The sequence below is a fragment of the Shewanella sp. MF08487 genome, from assembly GCF_050848685.1.
In the GTDB taxonomy this organism is placed as follows: Bacteria; Pseudomonadota; Gammaproteobacteria; order Enterobacterales; family Shewanellaceae; genus Shewanella; species Shewanella glacialipiscicola.
Window position 1 is genome coordinate 127,643 of the sequence record NZ_JBOZPB010000004.1, and the last position, 24,062, is coordinate 151,704.

18 protein-coding genes are annotated in these 24,062 nt (G+C 45.7%); 8 read left to right on the plus strand and 10 right to left on the minus strand.

The window, feature by feature from the left end; genetic code table 11:
- Nucleotides 1-20: 20 nt before the first annotated feature.
- Nucleotides 21-1,373, minus strand: coding sequence for an NCS2 family permease (locus ACRN9H_RS04365; RefSeq protein ID WP_432312615.1), 1,353 nt, complete (start codon nt 1,371-1,373; stop codon nt 21-23).
- 479 nt (nt 1,374-1,852) lie between these two features.
- On the opposite strand from ACRN9H_RS04365, the gene torE reads away from it, so the two are divergent.
- The 4 genes from torE to torD all read left to right on the plus strand — a co-directional run bounded on the left by torE (nt 1,853) and on the right by torD (nt 6,500).
- On the plus strand, nt 1,853-2,029 hold the full coding sequence (torE, locus tag ACRN9H_RS04370) for a trimethylamine N-oxide reductase system protein TorE (protein WP_220772877.1): 177 nt from the start codon (nt 1,853-1,855) through the stop codon (nt 2,027-2,029).
- 44 nt (nt 2,030-2,073) lie between these two features.
- The gene (gene torC / locus ACRN9H_RS04375) at nt 2,074-3,252 is read left to right on the plus strand and encodes a pentaheme c-type cytochrome TorC (protein ID WP_220772876.1); all 1,179 of its coding nucleotides are present in this window, start codon (nt 2,074-2,076) and stop codon (nt 3,250-3,252) included.
- Between the two features lie 15 nt (nt 3,253-3,267).
- A complete protein-coding gene (torA, locus tag ACRN9H_RS04380; protein WP_432312616.1) occupies nt 3,268-5,757 on the plus strand; it encodes a trimethylamine-N-oxide reductase TorA in 2,490 nt (829 codons plus the stop codon).
- 122 nt (nt 5,758-5,879) lie between these two features.
- The gene (gene torD, locus ACRN9H_RS04385) at nt 5,880-6,500 is read left to right on the plus strand and encodes a molecular chaperone TorD (protein ID WP_432312617.1); all 621 of its coding nucleotides are present in this window, start codon (nt 5,880-5,882) and stop codon (nt 6,498-6,500) included.
- Nucleotides 6,501-6,643: 143 nt separating this feature from the next.
- Here torD and torS read toward each other — a convergent pair whose 3' ends face one another.
- Complete coding sequence (torS, locus tag ACRN9H_RS04390; RefSeq protein WP_432312618.1) at nt 6,644-9,697, minus strand: TMAO reductase system sensor histidine kinase/response regulator TorS; 3,054 nt, start codon at nt 9,695-9,697, stop codon at nt 6,644-6,646.
- A gap of 58 nt (nt 9,698-9,755) precedes the next feature.
- Here torS and torT point away from each other — a divergent pair, with 58 nt between their 5' ends.
- Nucleotides 9,756-10,847 (plus strand): TMAO reductase system periplasmic protein TorT, encoded by a 1,092-nt coding sequence (gene torT, locus ACRN9H_RS04395; RefSeq protein WP_220772872.1) that lies wholly within the window; start codon nt 9,756-9,758, stop codon nt 10,845-10,847.
- On the opposite strand, the gene torR is transcribed toward torT, so the two are convergent.
- Nucleotides 10,844-11,554 (minus strand): two-component system response regulator TorR, encoded by a 711-nt coding sequence (gene torR / locus ACRN9H_RS04400; RefSeq protein WP_220772871.1) that lies wholly within the window; start codon nt 11,552-11,554, stop codon nt 10,844-10,846. The genes torT and torR overlap by 4 nt on opposite strands.
- 208 nt (nt 11,555-11,762) lie before the next feature.
- On the opposite strand from torR, the gene ACRN9H_RS04405 reads away from it, so the two are divergent.
- On the plus strand, nt 11,763-12,134 hold the full coding sequence (locus ACRN9H_RS04405) for a PilZ domain-containing protein (protein WP_432312619.1): 372 nt from the start codon (nt 11,763-11,765) through the stop codon (nt 12,132-12,134).
- Nucleotides 12,135-12,208: 74 nt separating this feature from the next.
- On the opposite strand, the gene radA is transcribed toward ACRN9H_RS04405, so the two are convergent.
- Nucleotides 12,209-13,573 (minus strand): DNA repair protein RadA, encoded by a 1,365-nt coding sequence (gene radA / locus ACRN9H_RS04410; RefSeq protein ID WP_263187697.1) that lies wholly within the window; start codon nt 13,571-13,573, stop codon nt 12,209-12,211.
- A 100-nt stretch (nt 13,574-13,673) separates the two neighbouring features.
- On the opposite strand from radA, the gene ACRN9H_RS04415 reads away from it, so the two are divergent.
- Nucleotides 13,674-16,046: a PilZ domain-containing protein gene (locus ACRN9H_RS04415; RefSeq protein ID WP_432312620.1), complete on the plus strand. Its 2,373-nt coding sequence runs from the start codon at nt 13,674-13,676 to the stop codon at nt 16,044-16,046.
- A gap of 5 nt (nt 16,047-16,051) precedes the next feature.
- Here ACRN9H_RS04415 and ACRN9H_RS04420 read toward each other — a convergent pair whose 3' ends face one another.
- Complete coding sequence (locus ACRN9H_RS04420) at nt 16,052-17,047, minus strand: alpha/beta fold hydrolase (RefSeq protein WP_220772867.1); 996 nt, start codon at nt 17,045-17,047, stop codon at nt 16,052-16,054.
- Nucleotides 17,048-17,173: 126 nt separating this feature from the next.
- The gene (gene serB / locus ACRN9H_RS04425; protein ID WP_432312621.1) at nt 17,174-18,157 is read right to left on the minus strand and encodes a phosphoserine phosphatase SerB; all 984 of its coding nucleotides are present in this window, start codon (nt 18,155-18,157) and stop codon (nt 17,174-17,176) included.
- A 64-nt stretch (nt 18,158-18,221) separates the two neighbouring features.
- On the opposite strand from serB, the gene ACRN9H_RS04430 reads away from it, so the two are divergent.
- Entirely contained in the window at nt 18,222-19,232 is a 1,011-nt protein-coding gene (locus tag ACRN9H_RS04430; RefSeq protein ID WP_432312622.1) for a YtjB family periplasmic protein, read from the plus strand.
- Between the two features lie 124 nt (nt 19,233-19,356).
- On the opposite strand, the gene deoD is transcribed toward ACRN9H_RS04430, so the two are convergent.
- The 4 genes from deoD to deoC form a co-directional block, all read right to left on the minus strand.
- Nucleotides 19,357-20,067, minus strand: a complete 711-nt coding sequence (deoD, locus tag ACRN9H_RS04435; protein ID WP_006086929.1) for a purine-nucleoside phosphorylase — start codon at nt 20,065-20,067, stop codon at nt 19,357-19,359.
- A 92-nt stretch (nt 20,068-20,159) separates the two neighbouring features.
- Complete coding sequence (locus tag ACRN9H_RS04440; protein ID WP_432312623.1) at nt 20,160-21,374, minus strand: phosphopentomutase; 1,215 nt, start codon at nt 21,372-21,374, stop codon at nt 20,160-20,162.
- Nucleotides 21,375-21,383: 9 nt separating this feature from the next.
- Nucleotides 21,384-22,715, minus strand: a complete 1,332-nt coding sequence (gene deoA / locus ACRN9H_RS04445) for a thymidine phosphorylase (protein ID WP_220772863.1) — start codon at nt 22,713-22,715, stop codon at nt 21,384-21,386.
- Nucleotides 22,716-22,898: 183 nt separating this feature from the next.
- Nucleotides 22,899-23,669, minus strand: coding sequence for a deoxyribose-phosphate aldolase (gene deoC, locus ACRN9H_RS04450; protein ID WP_220772862.1), 771 nt, complete (start codon nt 23,667-23,669; stop codon nt 22,899-22,901).
- Nucleotides 23,670-24,062 lie beyond the last annotated feature (393 nt).

Genomic DNA, 24,062 nt, shown 5'->3' on the forward strand with positions numbered 1-24,062 from the left:
TTAATATGACGTTTAGGTATTTAAATTGCCCAACCACCCATATAAAACACCACTAAACCTAAGGTAATAGCTAACACGCCTACTTTTAGTTTGCGCCACTCACCGCTACAAATACGACCCACCACCAGCGTGATAAAACCCAACATAATACCGGTGACGATATTACAACTTAAAATAATAAATACAGCGCAGGTTAAGCCTGCCATGGCATCGACTTTATCGTTAAAGTCGAGTTTTGCTACATTACTCAGCATCAATAGTCCTACATACATCAACGCTGGCGCTGTCGCATAAGCTGGCACTAAATAGCTTAACGGTGCTAGAAACATCATCAATAAAAACAGTACGCCAACAATCGTCGCCGTTAACCCCGTTTTACCACCCGCAGCAGTACCCGCCGCCGACTCGATATATACCGCCGCCGGTGCGCCGCCAACCAAGCCAGCCACCATGCTGCTAACAGAATCTGAGGTTAAGGCTCTGCCACCGCCGACAATATTGTCATCTTTATCAAGTAGATTTGCTTGCCCTGCCACGGCGCGGATAGTCCCTGTGGCATCAAAAATCGCCGTCATAACTAATGCGAGCACGATAGGCAATACCACAGGATTAAAAGCGCCCATAATATCAAGCTGACCAATCAGGGAATGTTCAGAGGTTAAGTCGGGTAAGGCAAACAAACCTTGGTATTTAACGCTCGGGTCAAACACTAAGCCAAATAGCGACAACACAATAATCACGAGTAAAATCCCACCAGGTACGCCGCGACGCTCTAAACCGATAGTCGCCGCCAAACCTAAAACAGTCGCGATAACAGGTAAGCTATTAATATCACCTAACTTCACCGGTAAACCCGCGCTATTGGCCACAATCAACTGCACGCTATTAGTGGCAATCAAGAGTAAAAACAAGCCAATACCGATACCTGTACCATGGGCTATCCCCTTGGGCAAATTAGCCAGTACCCATTGGCGAATCCCCGTCACACTCACTAATGTGAACATCACCCCCATCAAGAAGATGGCGCCTAATGTGACCGGAATCGACATGCCCTGACCGAGCACTAAACTAAAAGCAGTAAAGGCCGTCAGCGAAATAGCGCAACCAATGGCCATAGGTAAATTAGCCCATAAGCCCATCAGCAATGAACCAAAGGCCGCGATTAAACAGGTAGCAATAAACACGGCGCCAGGATCAAACCCCGCTTGGCCTAGCATGTTTGGCACCACAATGACGGAGTAAACCATCGCCAAAAAAGTGGTCAATCCCGCAATCACTTCTTGGCGAACACTACTGCCACGTTGTTGGATAGAAAAATAACGGTCCAGAAACGAACCAGAGGGTACGGCTGTTGAACTCAATTGCTCAGACATAATAGGGTTATACCTTGTGATCTCTTAAAATAGGGTCGATACCAATTGGCTTAAAATGCAATTGGCGACACGGACTGCGGCAGATTAGAGCCCTAAATCTCAGTAAGACTTAGGTGAGAGATCCATATCATTTTCCTATTATGGGAAAAATCCATGATCTGCAAGCTGTATGCTTTTCGAGAGTTAACCGTAGTTAAGCTAATAAACACAGCCGTTGTTGGCCGCGGATAATACGGGAAAAACCCGAAAAAAGCTAAGGCACAACAGAGACTTTGGTAAATAATTAGCAGTAAAAACAGAACTCTGTTGTTTGAAAAAACAACCTAGATGAAAGTTATCACCAACAATAAATCGTCATTACAAATTTTCATAATCTTTCATATTTTATCAAATCTCGTTCATGCCTACACGCAAGCCTATTCACACCTACACTTTATAGTAACCCTATCAAAAATCGCTTTCGATCGGAGACTATCCCAATGGCAAAGTCCAATATGCAAGCACAAACACCAGAATCATCCACGCGCGGCCGTGAATTAAAAGCGCTTGGGTTCATCATATTCCTACTCTTCCCCGCGCTCACCATCGCTGGGATCGGTTTTTATGGGCTCGTCATTTGGATGATCCAAGCCTTCGGCGGCGTTGTCAGCCACTAATCCAAAGCTATTTAACATGCAGTTACTTTTTTGAGGACGCGATTATGAAGTGGTTAACTAACCTCTGGCGCACACTAAATCAACCCACCAAAGCGCTCACCTTAGGCGCCGTGAGTATCAGCGCTTTTATCATGGGCATTATCTTCTGGGGCGGATTTAACACTGCGCTCGAAGCCACCAACACAGAAGCTTTTTGTATCAGCTGTCATAGTATGGAAAGCAAACCGTACCAAGAGTTACAAGAAACCGTGCATTGGTCGAATCATTCTGGTGTGCGCGCCACCTGCCCCGATTGCCACGTGCCGCATAACTGGAGCCGTAAAATCGCCCGAAAAATGGAAGCCTCCCACGATGTCTGGGGCTGGTTATTTAACACGGTTAACACCCCTGAAAAATTTGAAGCTAAACGTTTAGAAATGGCGAGTCGTGAATGGAAACGTTTTGATAGGGACAATTCCTTAGCCTGTAAAAACTGCCACAACTACAACTCGATGAAATGGGAAACCATGTCACCGCTGGCCCAAAAACAGATGAAACGTGCCGCCGAAATCGACCAAAGCTGTATCGATTGCCACAAAGGTATTGCTCACCATTTACCTGAAATGGGTACTGCTCGAGCGCCAGAACTGATTGCCGAAGTTGGCTCAGGTGTTAGCTCAGTCGAAACCAATCAAAGCTATTACAGTGCTCTGACTAAGCCTTTATTCTTCACTGATAAGGGCGATGTGGAAGCAGGCACACTCAATGTAGCGACTAAAGTCAAAGTGCTTGATACCCAAGGTAAGCGCATCAAAATTAGCATTGAAGGTTGGCGTAAAAAGATTGGTGCTGGCCGCGTGATCTACATGGACTTTGGCGTGAATATTTTGTCTGCACAGTTGACCAAAGATGCCGCTGAAACCGAAGGCGTTATCCAAACCTTTGAAGAAAAAGAAGATCCAATGACAGGCCTAAAATGGCAGCGGGTTGAAGCGCAAATTTGGACCGAGAAAGATTACCTGCTGACCGATCTGCAACCGCTTTGGGGTTATGCCAAAACGACCTTCCGCTCAAGCTGTAGTGTGTGTCATACCCAACCCGATGAAGCGCACTTTGATGCCAATACTTGGCCGGGGATGTTCCAAGGCATGTTGGCCTTTGTGAATATGGATCAAGACACCCAAGCGTTAGTGCAGAAGTATCTGCAGGAACATTCATCTACTTTTGTGAAAAAAGAGCACTAATTCGGGAGTAATACCATGAACAGACGAGATTTTTTAAAAGGCATCGCCTCATCCTCTTTCGTCGCCTTAGGTGGCAGCTCAGTGTTAGCGCCCTTAAATGCCTTAGCCAAAACAGGCATTAATGAAGACGAATGGTTAACTACAGGCTCACACTTTGGCGCCTTTAAAATTAAGCGCAAAAATGGCGTAATTTCCGAGGTAAAACCCTTTGACCTCGACAAGTACCCAACGGACATGATTAACGGTATCCGCGGCATGGTCTATAACCCATCTCGCGTGCGTTACCCTATGGTGCGTTTAGATTTTTTACTCAAGGGCCATAAAAGTAATACTTTGCAACGGGGTGATTTTCGCTTCGTTCGGGTCACATGGGATAAAGCATTAAGACTGTTTAAACATTCACTCGATGAAGTACAAACCAAATATGGTCCATCGGGCCTACATGCGGGGCAAACGGGTTGGCGAGCCACGGGTCAACTGCATTCTTGCACCAGCCATATGCAGCGCGCTGTGGGTATGCACGGCAATTATGTGAAGAAAATTGGCGACTATTCGACTGGCGCTGGCCAAACCATCATGCCTTATGTATTAGGTTCGACGGAGGTTTACGCCCAAGGTACTTCTTGGCCGCTGATTTTAGAGCACAGCGATACTATTATCCTCTGGTCAAACGATCCGTATAAAAACCTACAAGTGGGTTGGAATGCTGAAACTCACGAATCATTTGCCTACCTTGCGCAGCTAAAAGAAAAGGTCAAACAAGGCAAGATTCGGGTGATCAGTATCGATCCCGTGGTATCAAAAACCCAAACCTATTTAGATTGCGAGCAACTTTACGTCAACCCACAAACCGACGTGACGTTAATGTTGGCTATCGCCCACGAGATGATTAGTCAAAAACTCTACGACGATAAATTTATCCAAGGTTACAGCCTAGGCTTTGAAGAGTTTGTTCCCTATGTTATGGGCACTAAAGATGGCATAGCCAAAACCCCTGAATGGGCCGCGCCCATCTGCGGTATTGAGGCCCATGTTATTCGCGACCTGACTAAAACCTTAGTTAAAGGCCGCACCCAATTTATGATGGGTTGGTGTATTCAGCGCCAACAGCACGGCGAACAACCCTATTGGATGGCAGCGGTGTTAGCGACCATGATTGGCCAAATTGGTCTGCCAGGTGGTGGCATTAGCTATGGTCACCACTACTCAAGTATTGGTGTACCTGCATCGGGCGCCGCGGCGCCGGGGGCTTTTCCACGTAACTTAGACGAAAATCAAAAACCGCTTTTCGATAGCACTGACTTTAAGGGCGCTAGCAGTACCATTCCGGTTGCCCGTTGGATTGACGCGATTCTCGAACCCGGTAAAACTATTGACGCCAACGGCTCAAAAGTGGTCTATCCCGATATTAAAATGATGGTGTTCTCAGGTAATAATCCATGGAACCACCATCAAGATAGAAACCGCATGAAGCAGGCCTTCCATAAGTTAGAGTGCGTGGTCAGTATCGATGTGAACTGGACAGCGACCTGTCGTTTCTCGGATATTGTGCTCCCTGCTTGCACGACTTATGAGCGCAACGATCTTGATGTTTATGGCGCTTACGCCAACCGCGGTATTTTGGCCATGCAAAAAATGGTTGAGCCGCTATTTGATAGTTTGTCTGACTTTGAAATTTTTACTCGTTTTGCCGCCGTGCTTGGCAAAGAAAAAGAATACACGCGTAATTTGAGCGAAATGGAATGGATCCAAAACCTCTATAACGACTGTAAAGCCGCTAATGCAGGCAAATTCGACATGCCAGACTTTGCCACCTTCTGGAAACAAGGTTATGTACATTTTGGTGATGGAGAAGTATGGACGCGCCATGCTGATTTTAGAGACGATCCTGAAATCAATCCACTAGGCACGCCATCAGGCTTAATTGAAATATTTAGCCGTAAAATAGACCAGTTTGGTTACGACGACTGTAAAGGCCACCCAACCTGGATGGAAAAAGCCGAGCGTAGCCATGGCGGACCTGGCTCAGACAAACACCCAGTGTGGTTACAATCTTGCCATCCTGATAAACGTTTGCACTCGCAGATGTGTGAATCGCAAGAGTACCGCGAAACCTACACAGTTAATGGCCGCGAGCCTGTGTATATCAGCCCTGTCGACGCAAAAGCGCGCGGCATCAAAGATGGCGATATCGTACGAGTCTTTAACGACCGTGGCCAACTGTTGGCGGGCGCAGTGATATCAAACAATTTCCCTAAAGGCGTTGTGCGTATTCACGAAGGCGCCTGGTATGGCCCTGTGGGTAAAGATGGCAGCGTTGAGGGCGGTGCTGAAGTGGGCGCCCTGTGTAGCTATGGCGATCCTAACACTCTCACCTTGGACATAGGCACATCAAAGCTTGCCCAAGCTTGCTCTGCTTATACTTGCTTAGTTGAGTTTGAGAAATACCAAGGTAAAGTACCTAAGGTCAGCTCCTTCGATGGCCCACTGGAAGTTGAAATCTAAGCTTAAACCCATCACGCTGGGTGCGCCGAATATGGCGTATCCTGCGTGTAAAAATCTAATCCCCAAAATCTAAGTATTCAATCTTAGCGCCAAACTTAAGCATCAACATTGAGGAATATACAATGAGCCAAGTCGATATCAACCATGCCAGAGCCTTGGTTTATCAACTATTATCGTCACTGTTTGCCCGCGAAATTGATGAGAAAAGGCTTAAAGAGCTTACTAGCGAAGCGGCGCAGCAATTCTGGATCCAGCTTGGTAGCGACACTCAGTTATCGCCATCTGTAGATAAAATACGCTGCAGACTCAATGGAATACAAGACCATGAGGCACTGCTCGAACTCGCTGCCGATTACTGCGGTATCTTCCTTGTCGGCACTAAGCACAGCGCTTCACCCTATGCGAGCCTGTATTTAAATACGGAAGAGGAGCCACTCTTGTTTGGTCAGCAACATCAACAAATGAGTGAGTTTTTGCACCAAAGTAAATTACAGGTACAAAGCCATTTTCCAGAGCCTGCAGACCATTTGGCCGTTATGCTCGCCTATATGGCGCACTTATGTTGTCACAGTGATGACAGCACCCAATTGCGTTTTTTGGAAACCTGCATCAATTCTTGGTTAGCCACGTTTACAGCACAACTGATCAAATGCGACAAAAATGGTTTTTATAGCGCGGTGGCAATACTGACTCTCGAGTGGGTGAAGCAAGATACCTTACAGTTTGAACCACAGCTGGCATAAATTGGCTCAAGCTTGCATTAATCCGTTAGTGTTGAGTTAACCAACCAAGCGAATATCATGCCGATGACATTCGCTTTTTGCCTTTATTAACCCACTTTAACTCCGGCTATCGACCATAAATAGCCAACAAACCGATAAGTTAACTAACTCTGCGGTTCTAACCATTGCTGTAAAGCGGCTATCGATGCCCGCCAGCAAGACTCTAGTTGCTGATACTGGGTAAGTTCTAACACATTATCAGCACTGCTTTTTGGCACTACTTCTAATCTCTTCGCTAATTGCGCTAACGCTATCAACCCCATACTGGCACTACTGCCTTTAAGTGCATGTAGCAGTTTTGCTGCGTCACAATTAGTTGCAGCGGGTGACAAACTGGCAATTTGTTCAGCACTGGAATCACTAAATAACTCAAACATAGCAATAAGCGCATTGACACCAAGCACCTCTTTATCTTGCTCTAACTGTGTTAAATCTAATAATGGTTCATCATCAATAGCCTGCGCTGTAGACGCTAATGCCATTGGAGCCAATACCGAGGCTTGCGCGTTATTGGCCGCCGATGGCACTGTCAATGCGGCACTGGGTGATAGAGCGACAGCAACGCCTAACCATTCTATTAAGGTTTGTAGGCTCAGAGGTTTAGCGAGTACGGTATCAAATCCTACCTTATGGTAAAGCTGTAAATCCTCACTCTGCATCTGCGCGGTGAAGGCGGCAAATTTAACCTTAGGCGTGGCGAACAAGCTTTTTAATTGCGGTAATAAATCGATACCTGAACCGTCACTGAGCTGGATATCCAGCATCACAGCATCAAAGTTTAAGCCGCTTGATGAAGCAAGCTCAAGCGCCTGCTGGCAGCTGATAGCAAGCACTGACTCATGGCCTAAATGCGCTAAAAAACCCTGCGCCACCATAGCATTAACGTTATTATCCTCTACCACCAGCACTCGCCTAATGGGGACTAAGGCGCTCTCTTTTACTCCTATAGCATGGGTCATATCGCATTCGCTAAAGGCCAGCGTAAAGCCAAACTCACTGCCCTTTTCAGGCTGACTTTTAACCCAAATCCCCCGACCACTACTATCCATCAACTCAACTAATTGTTTACAAATAGCGAGCCCTAACCCCGTGCCGCGGCTACGCCCGGGGTTAGGCGAAGCGGCGTAGGGAACAAACAGAGTCTCTAGTGCAGCAGGCGTAATACCTACGCCAGTGTCCTGCACGACAAAAGACAATTTAGCCCCTTGCAGGCTGACATTTAGCGTCACGCCGCCCTTCTGAGTAAATTTAATGCCATTACCAATTAGGTTAAACAGCACTTGACGCAATTTAGGACCATCAATATTGATACAGCGGGGTAATTTAGGCTTGTTCACTGTTAGGCTAAGCCCTGCCAAATTGGCGCCCGCCACCATGATCGCCAGCACTTCATCAAGTAAGTTATTAATATCGGTAGGCCTTGGCTCGTGGGTTAATTTTCCTTGCTCTAAACGCGAAAAATCCAAAATATCATTCAACACAGTTTGCAGTAACGTGCCGCTATATTGCGACAGAGCTAACATTTGCTGCTGTGCGGGAGGCAAGTGACTGTGGCCGAGCAAGGTTAAGGTGCCAAGTAAACCATTTAGCGGTGTACGAATTTCATGGCTCATAGTCGCAAGAAACTGAGATTTTGCCTGACTTGCATCTTCGGCTATTTGCCGTGCCTTAGCATGGCCTTTAGCTTCGGCGTCAAGGCGGATATTCGTCTCAGCAAGTTGTTGCGTACGAGTGGCAACGGTCTGTTCTAACGCCTTTTTGTGTTCAGTCAATTCATCGGCAACCTGACGTAAATCTGCCTGTAATTTAAGATTATGGGCTGTTTTCCGTTTAAAGGCTTCGATAGCATTCGCCATTGCAGTCAATTCATCATCGCCATGGGCATCTAAGCTCACATCTGTGTCGCCTAAGCTCAAACGCGACATAGCTTTAGTTGCCTTATTTAATCTTAGTGCGATACCACGATAAATCACCCGATAAATCACCAACCCCATTACGACAAACATCAAGGCACCCGTGCCCCAAAGTCCAAGCCGAGCGAGGGACATCTGCTGTAAATAATCGCTGCGTGCCACTTCAGCCTGCTGTTGTTGCTGATTGAGCGCACTATCTACCAAGGTATTGAGCCCATAAAGCTTTTCGGCTAACTCCTGCTGTTGCCGCTGCTGTTGCTGTAGCGTTAAGCTCAATTTCCGTTGCAGTTTAATGATTTGCGGGGTTTCTGCCAGTACGGCTAATTTGGTTTTTAAGGCCTGCAATCGACCAGGATCGCGAATAATTTCAGGCACATTATCAAGTGCCATTAAATCGATGCTCACGCCACTTGGCTCGGTATCCTCTATTTTATGGACTAACGCCCTGTCCATTGCACTCGCCAGTGTGGGCTCAGCAATGTTATGACGATACATAGGGTTAGTGCTGGCAAAGGTTGCCAGTAAACTTGGCACACTTAATTGCAATTGGGACTGCAACTCGGAGGATTCAAATAATTGACCTAACAGGGCTATTTGATGGACTAACTTAAGGGCTCGATTAAGTTGCTCTTGAATATCTAACTCGCGGTCAATGACATCATCGAGCAGTTGGCCGCTACGACTCATGCCAGCCATATCGGGATAGGCCTGACTTAACTTAGCCAAGATAGCCGAGTCAACAACCGCCAGTTCAGACTGAAGTAATTCGGAGGTACGCCCTGCCGCGATGGATAATTTACCCGCGGCAAGTTGTAGCTCACTGCCCATCGTCAACCGGTGGCCAACACTGTTCCCTAGCGAGGTTAATTGACTGATGATTTGCTTAGCCAGCTCCGATAAATGTTGTGTTTCGTTAACATCTAAAGTGGTTAATATTTTGATGCCATTTAGCATATTGGCACTTTCAATATTTAGTTTACGGCCAATAAACTCACGTTGGCGTTCATTCTCAACCCGTACAAGTTGCTGTACGCCATCGGATAACGCATTAGAGGCTTGTACAAGCTGGCGTGCGGCCTGAGATGCTGGCAGGGATTCTTCGTATAAATAACTATCGGCCTGTTTTAGCCAATGCAAACTCAAGCTACCTAGGCTCACAAGCAGCAACAACAATATGCCTAACACACTAAAGGCGAGCATTAATCGACCGGTTAAACTGGTGCGCGATAAAGATAAAGGAGTCACACATCTTCCTTAAACTGTTACAATATCACCCCAAATAACGCTAAATGGATACTACGGGATTATGCAAAAATATTGGCGGCGATTACACCTATTTGCCACGCTCACACTCGCCACCTTTAGCCTGATATTTTCAAGCATTACGGCTAGTCAAACAATCACTTGGCCATTAGAGCAGCGTACGCCATTCAATGTTAAAATCCAGCAAGCTCAAGCGTTAGCTTACTTACCGCTGACAACAGCACAAAAGCCTTGGCATCTGTGCGCCCTAGTACCGCACCTTAAAGATGCCTACTGGATTGGCATCGACTATGGATTAATTCACCACGCTAAAACGCTCGGCATCTCCCTTGATCTTTTCGAAGCGGGCAGTTATTACCACCAAGAAAAACAACTCGAACAGCTCAAAACCTGTATGCAAGGCAATTATGACGCCATACTGCTTGGCGCCGTGAGCCCAGATTTATTAGCTCAATTTACACTACCGCTCAGCAAACCCGTCATAGCCTTAGTTAATCGGCTCAATAGCAACCAAGTGCAAACCCATATTGGGGTAAATTGGTATCAAATGGGGCTAACTGCAGGTCAATTCATTAAAGCCGATGCCAAAGCAACACACACCAATAAAACAGCAACCTTAGCGCTCCTTGCTGGGCCAGAAAACCTAGGTGGCACTGATTGGGTTGAACAAGGTATTCGTCAAGCACTCGAAGGCAGCCAAGTCTCGATTAGTGCCATTCAGCATGCCGATAATAATCGCAATCTTTATCGCGATCAGCTGCAAATACTACTTAAAGCCCAGCAGCCAGATTATATTCTCGGTAGCGCCGTGGCGATTGAGTCTGCCATCAGCACCTTGAAGCAAAAAGGATTAAGCCAACAAATTAAACTCGTGAGCAGTTACTTGTCCCCTGCCATTTTACGCGGGCTTAAACGACAAAAAGTCATCTACAGTAATGATGACTTAGTCGTGCTGCAGGGAAAACTGGCTATCGATATTGCCGTAAAGCAACTCGAAGGGGCTAAGCCGTTCGGAGATATCGGCCCAGCGATTATAGCGCGGACGCCGTCTAACGCTTTATCGACATTAACCTTCAGCCTAGCAGAAGCCGATTTTTATCCACTGTATAAAGTCAGGCCTGTAACCGACTAATCATCCACTTTTGCGGCAAAAAGATAACCTTCACCATGAATGGTCACAAATAAGTCTGCGTTGAGTTTATTACGTAAGCGGCGAATAATCACATCTATAGTTCTGTCATTCACATCTTGATTACGATGACTGGTTTGCTGCATCAAACGCTCGCGGGATAACACCTGTTGCGGATGCAAGGCAAACACGACCAATAACTCAAACTCTGCTTTCGTCAGTTTAATTACATGCTCGCCATCGCGTAATTTACGACTATTTAATTCAAGCTGAAACCCATCGAAACAAATCACATCATCTGGCTGAGATAAGGCTTTTGCAACCGCTAACTCAGCTTGTTTCACCAGTGAAATTCGCCATAAGAGGTTTTTAACCCGTACCAGCAACTCCCTCAACTCGAAAGGTTTAGTCACATAATCATCAGCGCCCATTTCAAGGCCAATAATTTTGTCGATAGACTCATCTCGCCCCGATACCAAAATAATACCCACATGGGAGCGACTACGCAGTTCACGGGTTAAACTCAAGCCATCAACACCGGGCAAATTAATATCCAGCATAATCAAATCGATATGTTGACGATTAAACTCGTACCACATTTGCTCGCCATCCGCGGCCTCAATAACGCGATACCCTTCTTTTTCAAAATATCCTTTTAATCTCGCACGAATAACCGCTTCATCGTCGACAACCAGCACACTATAAGCCATTTTCAATTTCTCTTATTTTTCTTATTTTTCTTAAGTGAATTATTCATACTTTTTCACATTTGCATATCAGTGATAGGTGAAATATGCGATCTAGCTAACCTTATTGCCTAAAAAATAACTGCGCTTTTACAGTCTCATCAATATGACTTATGCTTAGGGCACTGATGGGGCTACTCTTTAGCTGACTATGAAAGAAAAAGGATTGGGTATGGACGAAAGACGCATGTTTTCGCGGATTCTATTTGCCACAGATGCTCGTCTGACGCAGGGCGAAACGAAATGGGAGACGACCATTCTCGATCTGAGTCTAAATGGTGCTTTGGTCGAAGAGCCACCACACTTTAGCAACTCAGGTGAGGCTATTACACTCTGCTTTACTCTGCCAGAATCTGATATTGAAATTCGTATAGAAACTGAGTTAGTACATCAAAAAAATGCCCAACTCGGGCTTAAGTGCAACTTCATCGATGTTGACAGTATTAGCCACCTAAAGCGTATGGTAGAACTCAATCTAGGTGATGCTTCTTTGCTTAATCGTGAACTGATGTTATTTATTAAACAACATAATACGACTGATTAAAATACACGATAATAAACACAAACAGCGCCTAATGGCGCTGTTTGTGTTTAAGGCGTTTATATCCTTAATGATATTTAGATTGCTTCTAGCGCTTCAGACAACTTAGAAACACCCACTACTTCCATACCTGCTAACGGTTTTTTGGGTACATTAGCCTTGGGCACAATCGCCCGTTTAAAGCCATGTTTCGCGGCTTCTATTAGGCGTTCTTGCCCATTAGGTACTGGGCGAATTTCACCAGATAAGCCCACCTCACCAAAGGCAACTAAGTCACTCGGTAAAACATCGCCACGAAAACTCGATACCATGGCCAACAATAGCGTTAAGTCGGCACTGGTTTCTGTCACTTTTACGCCGCCCACCACGTTAACAAACACATCTTGATCCGACATTTGTAACCCGCCATGGCGATGCATTACTGCAAGTAACATGGCTAAACGATTAGCGTCCATCCCCACAGCCACGCGCCGCGGGTTAGACATCGCCGAGCTATCCACCAACACTTGCAACTCCACCAGCAGTGGCCGAGTGCCTTCCCACACTACCATGACTAAAGAGCCCGAAGACTCTTCTTCACCACGGGACAAAAAGATTGCCGATGGATTCGCGACTTCTTTTAAGCCGCGCTCGGTCATGGCGAATACACCTAATTCATTAATGGCGCCAAAACGGTTTTTGTGGGAGCGCAAAGTACGGTAGCGACTATCACTATCACCTTCAAACATCACCGAACAATCGATACAGTGCTCCAACACTTTAGGACCGGCGAGGCTACCATCCTTAGTCACATGGCCAACCATAATCACGGCAATGCCGTTTTCTTTGGCGAAACGCGTTAAATAGGAGGCAGATTCGCGTACCTGCGACACACTGCCAGGGCTTGATGCCACATCGCTCATGTGCATCACCTGAATCGAATCAACAACGATGACTTTGGGTAATTCTTTAAGGGCAACTTGGCAAATTTGCTCGACACTGGTTTCAGATAACATCCGCAGTTTATTGGTCGGGAGTCCAAGACGATGGGCGCGCATGGCCACCTGCTGCAAAGACTCCTCACCAGTGACATACAACGCCGGCATGTGCTCGGCTAAATGACAGAGGGTTTGCAATAATAGCGTACTCTTACCCGCCCCAGGATGGCCACCGATCAAAATGGCTGAGCCAGGCACAATCCCGCCGCCAAGCACACGATCGAGTTCGCCGAAATGGCTCAATATCCGTGGCAAAGCATTGAGATCGATTTGATCTAATGTCTTTACTTCATTACTGCTGGCACCGGCATAACCGACAAACTTAGTGCTCTGTCCAGGTGAAGCCGCACCGAGTCTGACCTCAGTAATCGTATTCCATTCTTGACACGCGCTACATTGCCCCTGCCAACGGGGGAAATCTTGCCCACACTCATTACACACGTATGCTGTTTTATTCTTTGCCATAACTCATTAAAATCTGTATAAAATCAATTTAAGTAACTGCGAATACTGCCGACATAAGACTAACAGTCCAATACAAAATAAGCATTAAAAAGAACCCTAAATGAGTTTAGATAACCACAACGCGATAATCGAACAGCTCAAGCCTCTGGTGATGGAACCTAACTTCCAAGAGATATTTCAACAGCTGACGATTGATGAATCCAATTCGACCCGTTTTCTATTAAAAATGGAACTCAATCGTTTGGCCTCACCTTGCACACGGGTTATCGACCTCAGGGATAAATCTGAGTTGCCCTGTACAGAAGTAAAACTAGGCCAACAACGACATTTTTTAGATGAGCCCGCCAAACATAGTTTGCATCAAGCTATCTCTTTATTTCGAAACCAGTATACCTTGGGTGTATATGAAAATGTCCTTGCTGAACATCAACAACGTCGCCAAAAATTACGCCAAAGCGCACCACTAATTGAAATAGTTGAGCCAGAACCTTTTATGGTGCCTGGCGTAGTATTAGGCAGCTATTTTAACCGCGCCGAAGAGCGGATGAACTACAGTATTCGCATTAGCGCATCGCAAGGGGGCCGCAGCGAAGTCCTTGGGATCACCACGGATTTATCCATTGGAGGCGCCCGCATTCGTGTTGCGGCAAATCATCCCTTTAATCTAGACCAGCCACTTAAAATTAAATTACTGGAACTCAGTGAAGAGTTTTATTATCCCGATCTGCAGCTCGGTGTTGACTATGAGATAGTCGATAGCCAAACCAATAGCGAATATATTTGGTTAAGACTGAGGCGCATCGGTGGGACTGACGCGTTAGCTGAAATGCTAGGTAATCTTATCCGTGGCTATAAGTTAAGATATAAAGTCGATGTGAATGATGTGGTAGTCACAGCATCGGGGCTCGGGTTTGAACGCCACTATTTACCGCACCTACCGCACTTACCCTTATATTTTAATACTCAAACCCAAGGCTTGAGCCATATGCTGCTCAGTCGCGATAACCAGCAAATAGTACATTATTTTCAAGATGAAAATGATATAAGCCAAATACCGGCTATGCTAACGCCAGAGCGGTTATCGGCATTATTTAATCATCCGCAAAACCCCGACCATGGGCTATTTTTTAGCTTTACCTATAATGCCCAAGGTAATCTGTATTTCTACTCGGCCACTTTAGCTGAGTTAAAAGCTAAGGGCATGATGCCGTTATTCTTAGGCTTTGCTTCCACCAAACCCAGTTGGCGAATATTTAAATTAACCGCAGATAAAATTTATCATGGCAAAGGGTATCGCCACGCCACTTTACCGGGGGATGAAGCAAAATTTAGCCCATTGGTCGAGCAGCAATTATCACAACTTAGCCATTTACTTCAGCTTATTGATATCAGTAATGAAGATGCCAGAGGGCATTACAAAGCATGGCAAGATGAAAGCGATGCCAACGCTCTAAAAACCTTTGGCCAGCAGCGCTCGACCAGCCATCAAATTAAATCAATCGCGATGCAATTTAGTGAACGACGCCAAGAAGCCCGTTTCGCCTTTAAAACCTTAGTCAATGTTTCTCAAGGCGAACTGACCTGCGCAGGGATCACGTTAGATATTTCTAGCCGAGGCATGCAGCTGACGCTAGATAGTGCGACAGACTTTTCATCCAATAAGCCCTTGATACTCAGCTTTCCCAAGCTACAAACCATTGCAGGTAAAACTCAACTAGAGAATCTGCCCTATCGTTTAGTTCGTACCCGAAAAAATGGAGTGACACTGCATCTAACGGCTGTAATGGGCCATACCCCCCATGTTGGGGTCGAGTTTTTAAATAAACTCATTAGCCATAATAGAGCGAAATTAGAACAACTAACGGAAAGCAATGGCGAAAATAAAGAGCTTGCCGACGGCTTAAAAAATATTTTGATGCGTACATTAAATTCGGTGCCCTATTTTATTGAGAGAACGACAAAGTCAGCGCAAATTGCCTGCTTGGGTGTCAGCACCCAACAAGACGATATATGCGATATTTTTGCTGCTGGCACTTCTGATACGCTGCAATATGACTTAACGCCGCTGTTAAAGGACGGCCTATTTAAGCGAGATATTCTCGATCCCATTCGTAAAATGAAACCACAGCAAGAAATGGATTTTATTGAAGTATTTATTCAACTCACGCGCCAGTCGCGCGGGAAAATCCATTTAAAATGTGTGTTAGCAACCAACGTCGGCGATAAGCAAAGTCAAATTGCTTTTATTAAACAAAGTAAAGTTGCGGGTCGTTTCATTGCACTACGTATTTTCCGCGGTGCAACAGAAAAGCCAGATATGAATTATCTGCGCCATGAGCTTGAATACATTAATATTCATGCAAACCACAAAGCAAAACAATTAGAAGATCAGTTGTGGCGAATTATTGGTGTCGGAGAACTGCTCGATATCACCCAAGCAGTTGAATTAAGATATCCAGCGTTATATCAATAGCGGTATTAACGGTTTAATACTGCAAGATCAAAGCTTAAGTACCAATCGCGGATTTTAGGGAAATGATCGGTTGGCGCATCCCAATGCGTCAACATATCCGCATGGCCGTAATCATGTTTAAAGCCATTCGCCTTAGATAACAAAGTCGATTTTATCCGCTTAAAGCCACACTCACTAACCATATCTGCGACATCTTCTGGATGCCCTAACACGTTATCATTTTGCCCTGAAATGAACCAAGCAGTGGGCCAATCAGCGCGCTTTGCCGCTTTTGCATAATCAAAACCATCGTCGTGATCACGCCAATCACCTCGCACCCAATCAATGCTCTGCACTAACGAGGCTCGGCTTTCGTTGTCCATACCGATACGCAACTTATCAGCAGCGAGGTAACCTTGCCCCATCGCTAAGCCCGGCGCTAGGCGGTTCCAAAAAACATCAACCATCAACCACTTTTTAAACGACTTCACTCGAATAGTGCGCTTGCTGCCAAAAGTCAGCAGTGAGCGAACGCTTTGCTGCAAAGTAGGATAACGCGCCAGACTACTCGCCATTAACACGCCACCCCAAGAATGGGCGCACCAATGCACTTGTGAGGGCGCGACGATTTTTTTCGCTTGAGCCATTGTTTGTTGTTGGCAGGCTGTTTGATGTAAATCGAGAATGGCTTGTTGCACTAAAGGTAGCTGCTCACGGATCACCTCCCCCTGCCCAAGGGTAAAATCACGATTAATCTTAGGCAAGCTAAGCCCTCTTCCTGCGGTATCGAGTACATATACCACAAATCCCGCTTTAGCGAGAAAACAGCCAAGACCGCGGCCACTCTGGCTATAGAACACCCGTCCATTAGACATAGCGCCATGGAGCATTAAGATAGGGGTTTTAGAAAAATCAGCCGCTGCCGGTAATAACTGGCGTAAATGCAGCTGACCATCGCGATACGGCAGATAGATTGAGGACTGTGAAAGGGTCGAAATAGCGTTTGAGGTCAGCGGAGTCAAAATAAGTCACAGGTAGTTTATCAATTTATCTAAACTACCAGCTCATTAATAAAAGACAAGAGCCATTACTCTAATCATTGCCTTAGCCTTATGCCAAAAGCATTATTCCAACTGATATCTAACGGTTTACATTTGTAAAAGGTATGGCAAAACCCGCAAATCTAAATGACGAATATTCGCATCTGCCGCCGCCGCAAGCTTAGGTTTGGCATGAAAAGCAATACCAAAATCAGCGGCCATCACCATAGGAATATCATTAGCGCCATCGCCAATAGCAACTCTCTGGCCTTTGGCTATGTTCCACTGCTCGCTACAACGTTCAACCACATCTGCTTTAAACTGCGCGTCCACCACTTTGCCCGTCACTTCTCCAGCGAGTTTTCCGTTAGTAATCACTAACTCATTCGCAAAGGCGGCATCGAGTCTTAGCAGCTGCTTTAAATGACCAACAAACGGTGTAAAGCCACCAGATGCAACAACTAAACGCCAGCCATGGGATTTGAGTTCCACTAACATAGACTCAAGCCCTTGCATCAAAGGCAAGTTAGCGCACAAGGTCAATATAATATTGGCATCGGCACCTTTAAGCTGCGCCACACGTTGACGCAGGCTCTGCTCAAAATCCAGCTCGCCTTGCATGGCGCGCTCCGTTATCGCCGCTACGCGCGCTCCTACGCCCGCCATTGCCGCTAATTCATCAATACACTCTATTTGAATTGCCGTTGAATCCATGTCCATGACCAGAAGGCCGGGATGATTCAAACGGGGTAAAGCCAACGTGATCACATGTAGCTCAGCGACAGACAGGGGAAATGCCTCGAGTTGCGCCTGTGATAAAGGGCTGACCAGTGCCAACTCGATACAATGTAAACCTACTTGGCGATCAATATCGCTAATGCCGATAATTTGGGAGGACTGAGCCAGCAGGGCTATCCACGCCGATAAACTCGCCTGTGCTGATATCTCTTGGTAGATAATCCTTAAACGTGCGGAATCTGCTGGTATCGCTGACTCCTGATAACGTTCAAACACTTGCCCTTGGCGTTCAAACCTAAGGGAATGATCAGCAGCTAACCACAAAAAAAGCGCATCTTGATTCAAGCTTTCCATCTGACTTAAATTCTCCAACTATCGGGCTTACTCAGAATCAATTATGATGAGGTAAGCGCTCTACATGTTAAGGGTCAAAGTGTTATATCTTAAAGGGCTAAAGAAAAGCCATAAAATCAGTAGGCTGATCCAAATAGCTGTGGCATTCGCCCTCATCATCGGCCTAGTGCAGCTGTGGCAAACAAGCCTACTACAAGGTCAGCTGCTTCTAAAGAGCCAAACTCAAAAGATGGCAAGATTACTGGTGCAACAAACCGCCTATGGCGCTGCGCCCGCACTACAACTACAAAATGATGAGCAGCTGCAATGGCTTGCTAGCGCTTTGGTGGAAGATCCTAAGGTGATGTCTGCCGCTATCTTCAGTGACCAAGGCATACGGCTATCCTTCGCCCAAAGCATTACTAAGGATGTGATCGACCCTGACTCCGAAGAAATGAATTTGCTGCTCAGCAAATACCCTCCTTATGTGGAGCCTGTGCTGCAAGAGGGTAAAAACTTAGGCTATGTCGAAGTTAGGCTGGATACCAAATTATTTTTCAACGAAATCAAAGAAGCTCATAATTTAAACATGGAGCAGCAACAAATTATGCTGCTCGTTGCAGGCTTGATTGGTATGTTGCTTTCACGCTCATTATCTTTCAAACGCGCCGACTTCGATCGCCGCCGCACCCGCGTAAAGTTACGTAAAACGCCGAAAAAAGCAAAGAAATCGAAGAAAAAAACCGTAGTGAAAGAGCCTACTGAAAAAACCACTCATGAAGCGGCGCAAGTGTCAACCGAGGGTCAGCCCATAGCAGCAAAAGCCGCTGAGCATACTGAAACGCCAAAAGCTGTAATAGATGCTATAGATGAGATAAACGTACAAAAAAAGGCGACTAAAGCGTCAACAAAAGCACAAACGTCACAAACGAGTGCCCAAGTTGAAAACGCCAATGATGATGCGAGTCAAGCAGCCCCCATTAAGGCGAAACCTAAAGTGAAAACGGTCCGCCGCATAACCCATGCAGCGAAAGCTAACGTAGAAGCTCAAGCCTCAATAAAGCCCAACGATATCGATACCGATCCAACGGGTTAAGCGCTAAATAACCTAGACAAAACCTAGACAAATAGATAACACGCTAAAATCGCCATAAAAAAAGGTTCGCAATGCGAACCCTTTTTTTATAGTACATTGTTACAGAGTAACAACTACCTCATAATTACAGCGTAATCGCCGCTTCTAATGTCATGATAATCATGTCATTGAATGTGGTTTGACGCTCTTCAGCAGAGGTTTTTTCACCCGTACGGATATGGTCAGATACAGTCACAACGCACAGGGCACGTGCACCAAACTCATGGGCAACGCCGTACAAACCAGCCGCTTCCATTTCTACGCCTAATACGCCCATCTTCTCCATCACGTCAAACATTTGTGGATCAGGAGTGTAGAACAGGTCCGCAGAGAAAATGTTACCTACGCGAACTTTAGTGCCACGAACTTTCGCAGATTCGATAACCGCATTCATCAGCTCATAGTTAGCGATAGCGGCAAAATCTTGGCCTTTAAAACGTAAACGGTTAACCGCTGAGTCAGTACATGCCCCCATACCGATGATCACGTCACGTACTTTAACGTCAGTGCTAATCGCACCACAAGTACCCACACGGATCAGGTTCTTAACGCCGTAATCACGAATTAATTCAGTTGCATAGATAGAGCATGAAGGAATACCCATGCCAGAACCCATTACTGAAATACGTTTACCTTTGTAAGTACCAGTAAAACCTAGCATGTTTCGAACATCAGTCACTTGCTCAACATTTTCTAAGAATGTTTCAGCAATATATTTTGCACGTAATGGATCGCCTGGAAACAGCATTGTCTCAGCGAATGCGCCCTCTACAGCATTAATGTGTGGTGTTGCCATCGAAATAACCCCTGTTTATTTTATTAAGACTTAAGTCTTTGTTTACTGGCGGCAAATCTTAGCCGCCAAATCGAACTCAATACTAATCTTGCTTATAAAAACGATTCGCCATAGGCCATAGGCTCAAGCTTAAAGTGACTCGCAATAGATTGGCCAATATCGGCAAAACTTTTACGACGACCCAAAGAGCCTGCTTTCAATCCAGCGCCAAAGGCTAATACTGGCACATATTCACGGGTATGATCGCTACCCGGCCATGTTGGATCACAACCGTGATCCGCGGTTAAAATCAGCAGATCGTCTTCACCTAATAATGCTAGCATTTCAGGTAAACGGGCATCGAAATATTCCAGCCCCTTAGCATATCCCGCTACATCGCGGCGATGGCCATAATGAGAGTCAAAATCGACAAAGTTAGTAAACACGATAGTGTTATCGCCAGCATATTTAACTTCGGCTAACGTCGCATCGAAAAGAGCTTCAAGGCCATTGGCCTTCACTTTTTTAGTGATACCGCAATATGCATAGATATCGGCAATCTTGCCCACACTCACCACTTCACCACCCGCTTCTTTTAGCTTATCTAAGACGGTTTTTGCTGGTGGCTCAAGCGAATAATCTTTACGGTTACCAGTACGAGCAAAGTCACTTGGGCCAGTACCATCAAATGGGCGGGCAATGACGCGACCTATGTTGTAAGGTTCTAACTCTTCACGGGTAATTTCGCATAAACGGTAGAGGTTTTCTAAACCGAAGGTTTCTTCATGACAGGCGATTTGGAATACTGAATCGGCTGATGTGTAGAAAATAGGCATGCCAGAGCGCATATGCTCTTCGCCTAACTCTTCTAAAATAGTAGTACCTGAGGCATGGCAGTTCCCTAAGAAACCTTCTAGGCCAGCACGGGCTAAAATTTTATCGGTTAATTCTTTAGGAAAAGAATTTTGATGCTCACTAAAATAGCCCCACTCGAATAGTACGGGTACACCCGCCATTTCCCAGTGACCGCTCGGAGTATCTTTACCTGAGCTTAACTCTTGGGCATGACCATAAGCACCAATCAGCTCAACATTATCGCTAAACCCAGGAGCAAAGGCACCCGTACTTTCCATCGCGGCATGGCCTAAGCCTAAGCGCGATAAATGAGGTAATTTAAGTGGACCTTCGCGGCCAATATCAGCTTTGCCTTCAGCACAGGCCTTGGCAATATGACCAAAAGTATCGGAACCGACATCACCAAAGCTTGCTGCATCTGCAGAAGCACCGACTCCAAAGGAGTCCAACATCATAATAATGGTACGTTTCATAATCTTTCCTTAAAGATCCGATGCACGAATATAGGCATAGATCTCAGGTGTTTTTTCTGGAGCGGTTTCACCAATGTGAATCGCTTTTTTCACCGCTGCTTCTGCTTCAGCGAAGGCGGCTTCAGACTGTGCGTGGATAACCGCAATCGGAGTCGATGAATCCACTTTATCGCCTAAGGCGCACACTTGGGTTAACCCAACACTATAATCGAGTGCATCACCAGGCTTACGGCGGCCACCACCTAAGGTCACCACAGCTAAACCAAGCTCGCGAGTATCCATGCTATGGGCATAACCTTGTATATCAGCAAAAACAGGACGAATGATTTGTGACTGAGGCAGGTATTTACTGTAGTTTTCAACAAAATCGACCGGTCCGCCCAGACCCGATATCATCTTGCCAAAAATTTCAGCTGCGCGGCCATTATCGAGTACACGATTTAATTTAGCGCGAGCGTCAGCTTCATTACTTGCAAGACCGCCAAGCAGCAACATTTCAGCGCAAAGGCCCATAGTGACTTCATACAAGCGTGGATTACGGTAAACCCCCGTTAAAAAGTCGATGGCTTCTTTCACCTCAACGGCATTACCAGCACAAGATGCAAGCACTTGATTCATATCAGTAAGCAAAGCTGTCGTTTTAGTACCCGCGCCATTAGCAACGGCGGCGATACTGCGAGCTAATTCTTCAGATGCCTCATAGGTCGGCATGAAAGCCCCGCTGCCGACTTTTACATCCATCGCCAGTGCGTCTAAATTACAAGCTAATTTCTTAGACAGGATCGATGCTGTGATGAGGGAGATAGATTCAACAGTGGCAGTATTATCGCGGATAGAATAGAAGCGTTTATCAGCAGGCACTAGATCGCCCGTTTGACCAATAATGGCCACACCGACCTCTTTAACCACTTTGCGGAACAACTCACTTGAAGGCTCAGTTTGATAGCCGGGAATAGCATCAAACTTATCTAAAGTCCCGCCCGTATGACCTAGACCACGCCCAGAAATCATCGGCACATAGCCACCACAAGCCGCAGCCATGGGGCCAAGCATCAGGCTAATCACATCACCCACACCGCCTGTGCTGTGCTTATCGATAACAGGGCCGTTGAGCCCTAATGATTGCCAATTAAGCACAGTGCCAGAATCACGCATTGCAGTTGTTAAAGCGATTCTTTCATCCATATTCATGTCATTAAAGTACACTGCCATGCCTAGTGCGGCAATCTGACCTTCTGACACGGTATTGGTAGTGATACCTTGAACAAAGAACTGGATTTCTTCAGAACTTAGCGCTAAACCATTACGTTTTTTACGAATAATCTCTTGAGCTAGAAACATGATACTGCCTCCAAGATAGGCACCAGCAATAGGATTACCAGTGCTTATCTTTGCAATGAAACATCAAAACGGTAGTAATGTTACAAGTTGATACTATCGAAGTTTTGAGTTCGTCAAATAGATTTAGGTCACACTTAATTAGATTCGCTTTACGCTGATAGTATTAATCAGCGCAATATACGATTAATAGCCTTGAGTTGGCTTAGGTGCATCGGCTAATTCTAAGGTATTTAACAAGCTATTAAGTAAGCTTGATGCGCCGAATCTAAAGGTACGTGGAGTGATCCAATCAGCACCTAAAATACGTTCCGCAACACCCAAAAACTCTGCCGCTTGCGCCGCATCACGAACACCACCAGCAGGCTTAAATCCTACTTGGGTATTCTTCTCGCTAATCACGGTCAACATGATTTCAGCCGCTTCAAGCGTGGCATTTACAGGTACTTTGCCGGTAGAGGTTTTAATAAAATCCGCACCCGCATCGATTGATAGTTCAGACGCACGACGGATAAGCGCGGGATCGGCTAACACGCCAGATTCGATAATGACTTTAAGTAACACTTCACCACAGGCTTCTTTACAGGCTTTAACGAGTTCAAATCCAACTGTTTCATTGCCTTCCATCAGCGCGCGATAAGGGAATACCACGTCAACCTCGTCAGCGCCATAGGCGACTGCTGCGCGAGTTTCTAGCACTGCAATAGCGATATCATCGTTACCATGGGGGAAGTTGGTCACAGTCGCGATTTGAATATCTTCAGCACCGAGTTCATCTAAGGTTTTACGTGCAATAGGGATAAAGCGAGGATAAATACAAATAGCCGCAGTATTGCCTGCAGGTGTTTTCGCTTTGTGGCATAGGTCGATGACTTTTTGATCGGTATCGTCATCATTCAACGTCGTTAAGTCCATTAACTCAATGGCGCGTTGTGCCGTTTTTTTTAAATCAGTCATAATTGCTCTCCAAAATAAAAATAAAATGAATAGAAATGAGTTGCACAAAAGCAACGCTTAAGAGGTGGCATTATTTGATTATTGTTATATGGCCGAGCCTTCAGGCGGTGCCGAGTAATTTGCTGTTACAAACTATCTTGTTGTAGGTATTCAATCTTGCCTAACTCCCTAAGAGTATAAGCATCCTGACACTTAAATAACATATAAGTGACCACGACTTGAATCCTTGAAGACCGGAAGAGAGGATACGAATAAAGTCTTGTTCCTACTTTTCCGCGAAAAATCCGTTTTAGCGCGAGAAAAACATAAACCTTTACATAAACACATTTTTTAGGGTAATAAGTTTAGATAAAGACTCAGGGTAAAACAAAAATGGAGCCGCATAATGCGGCT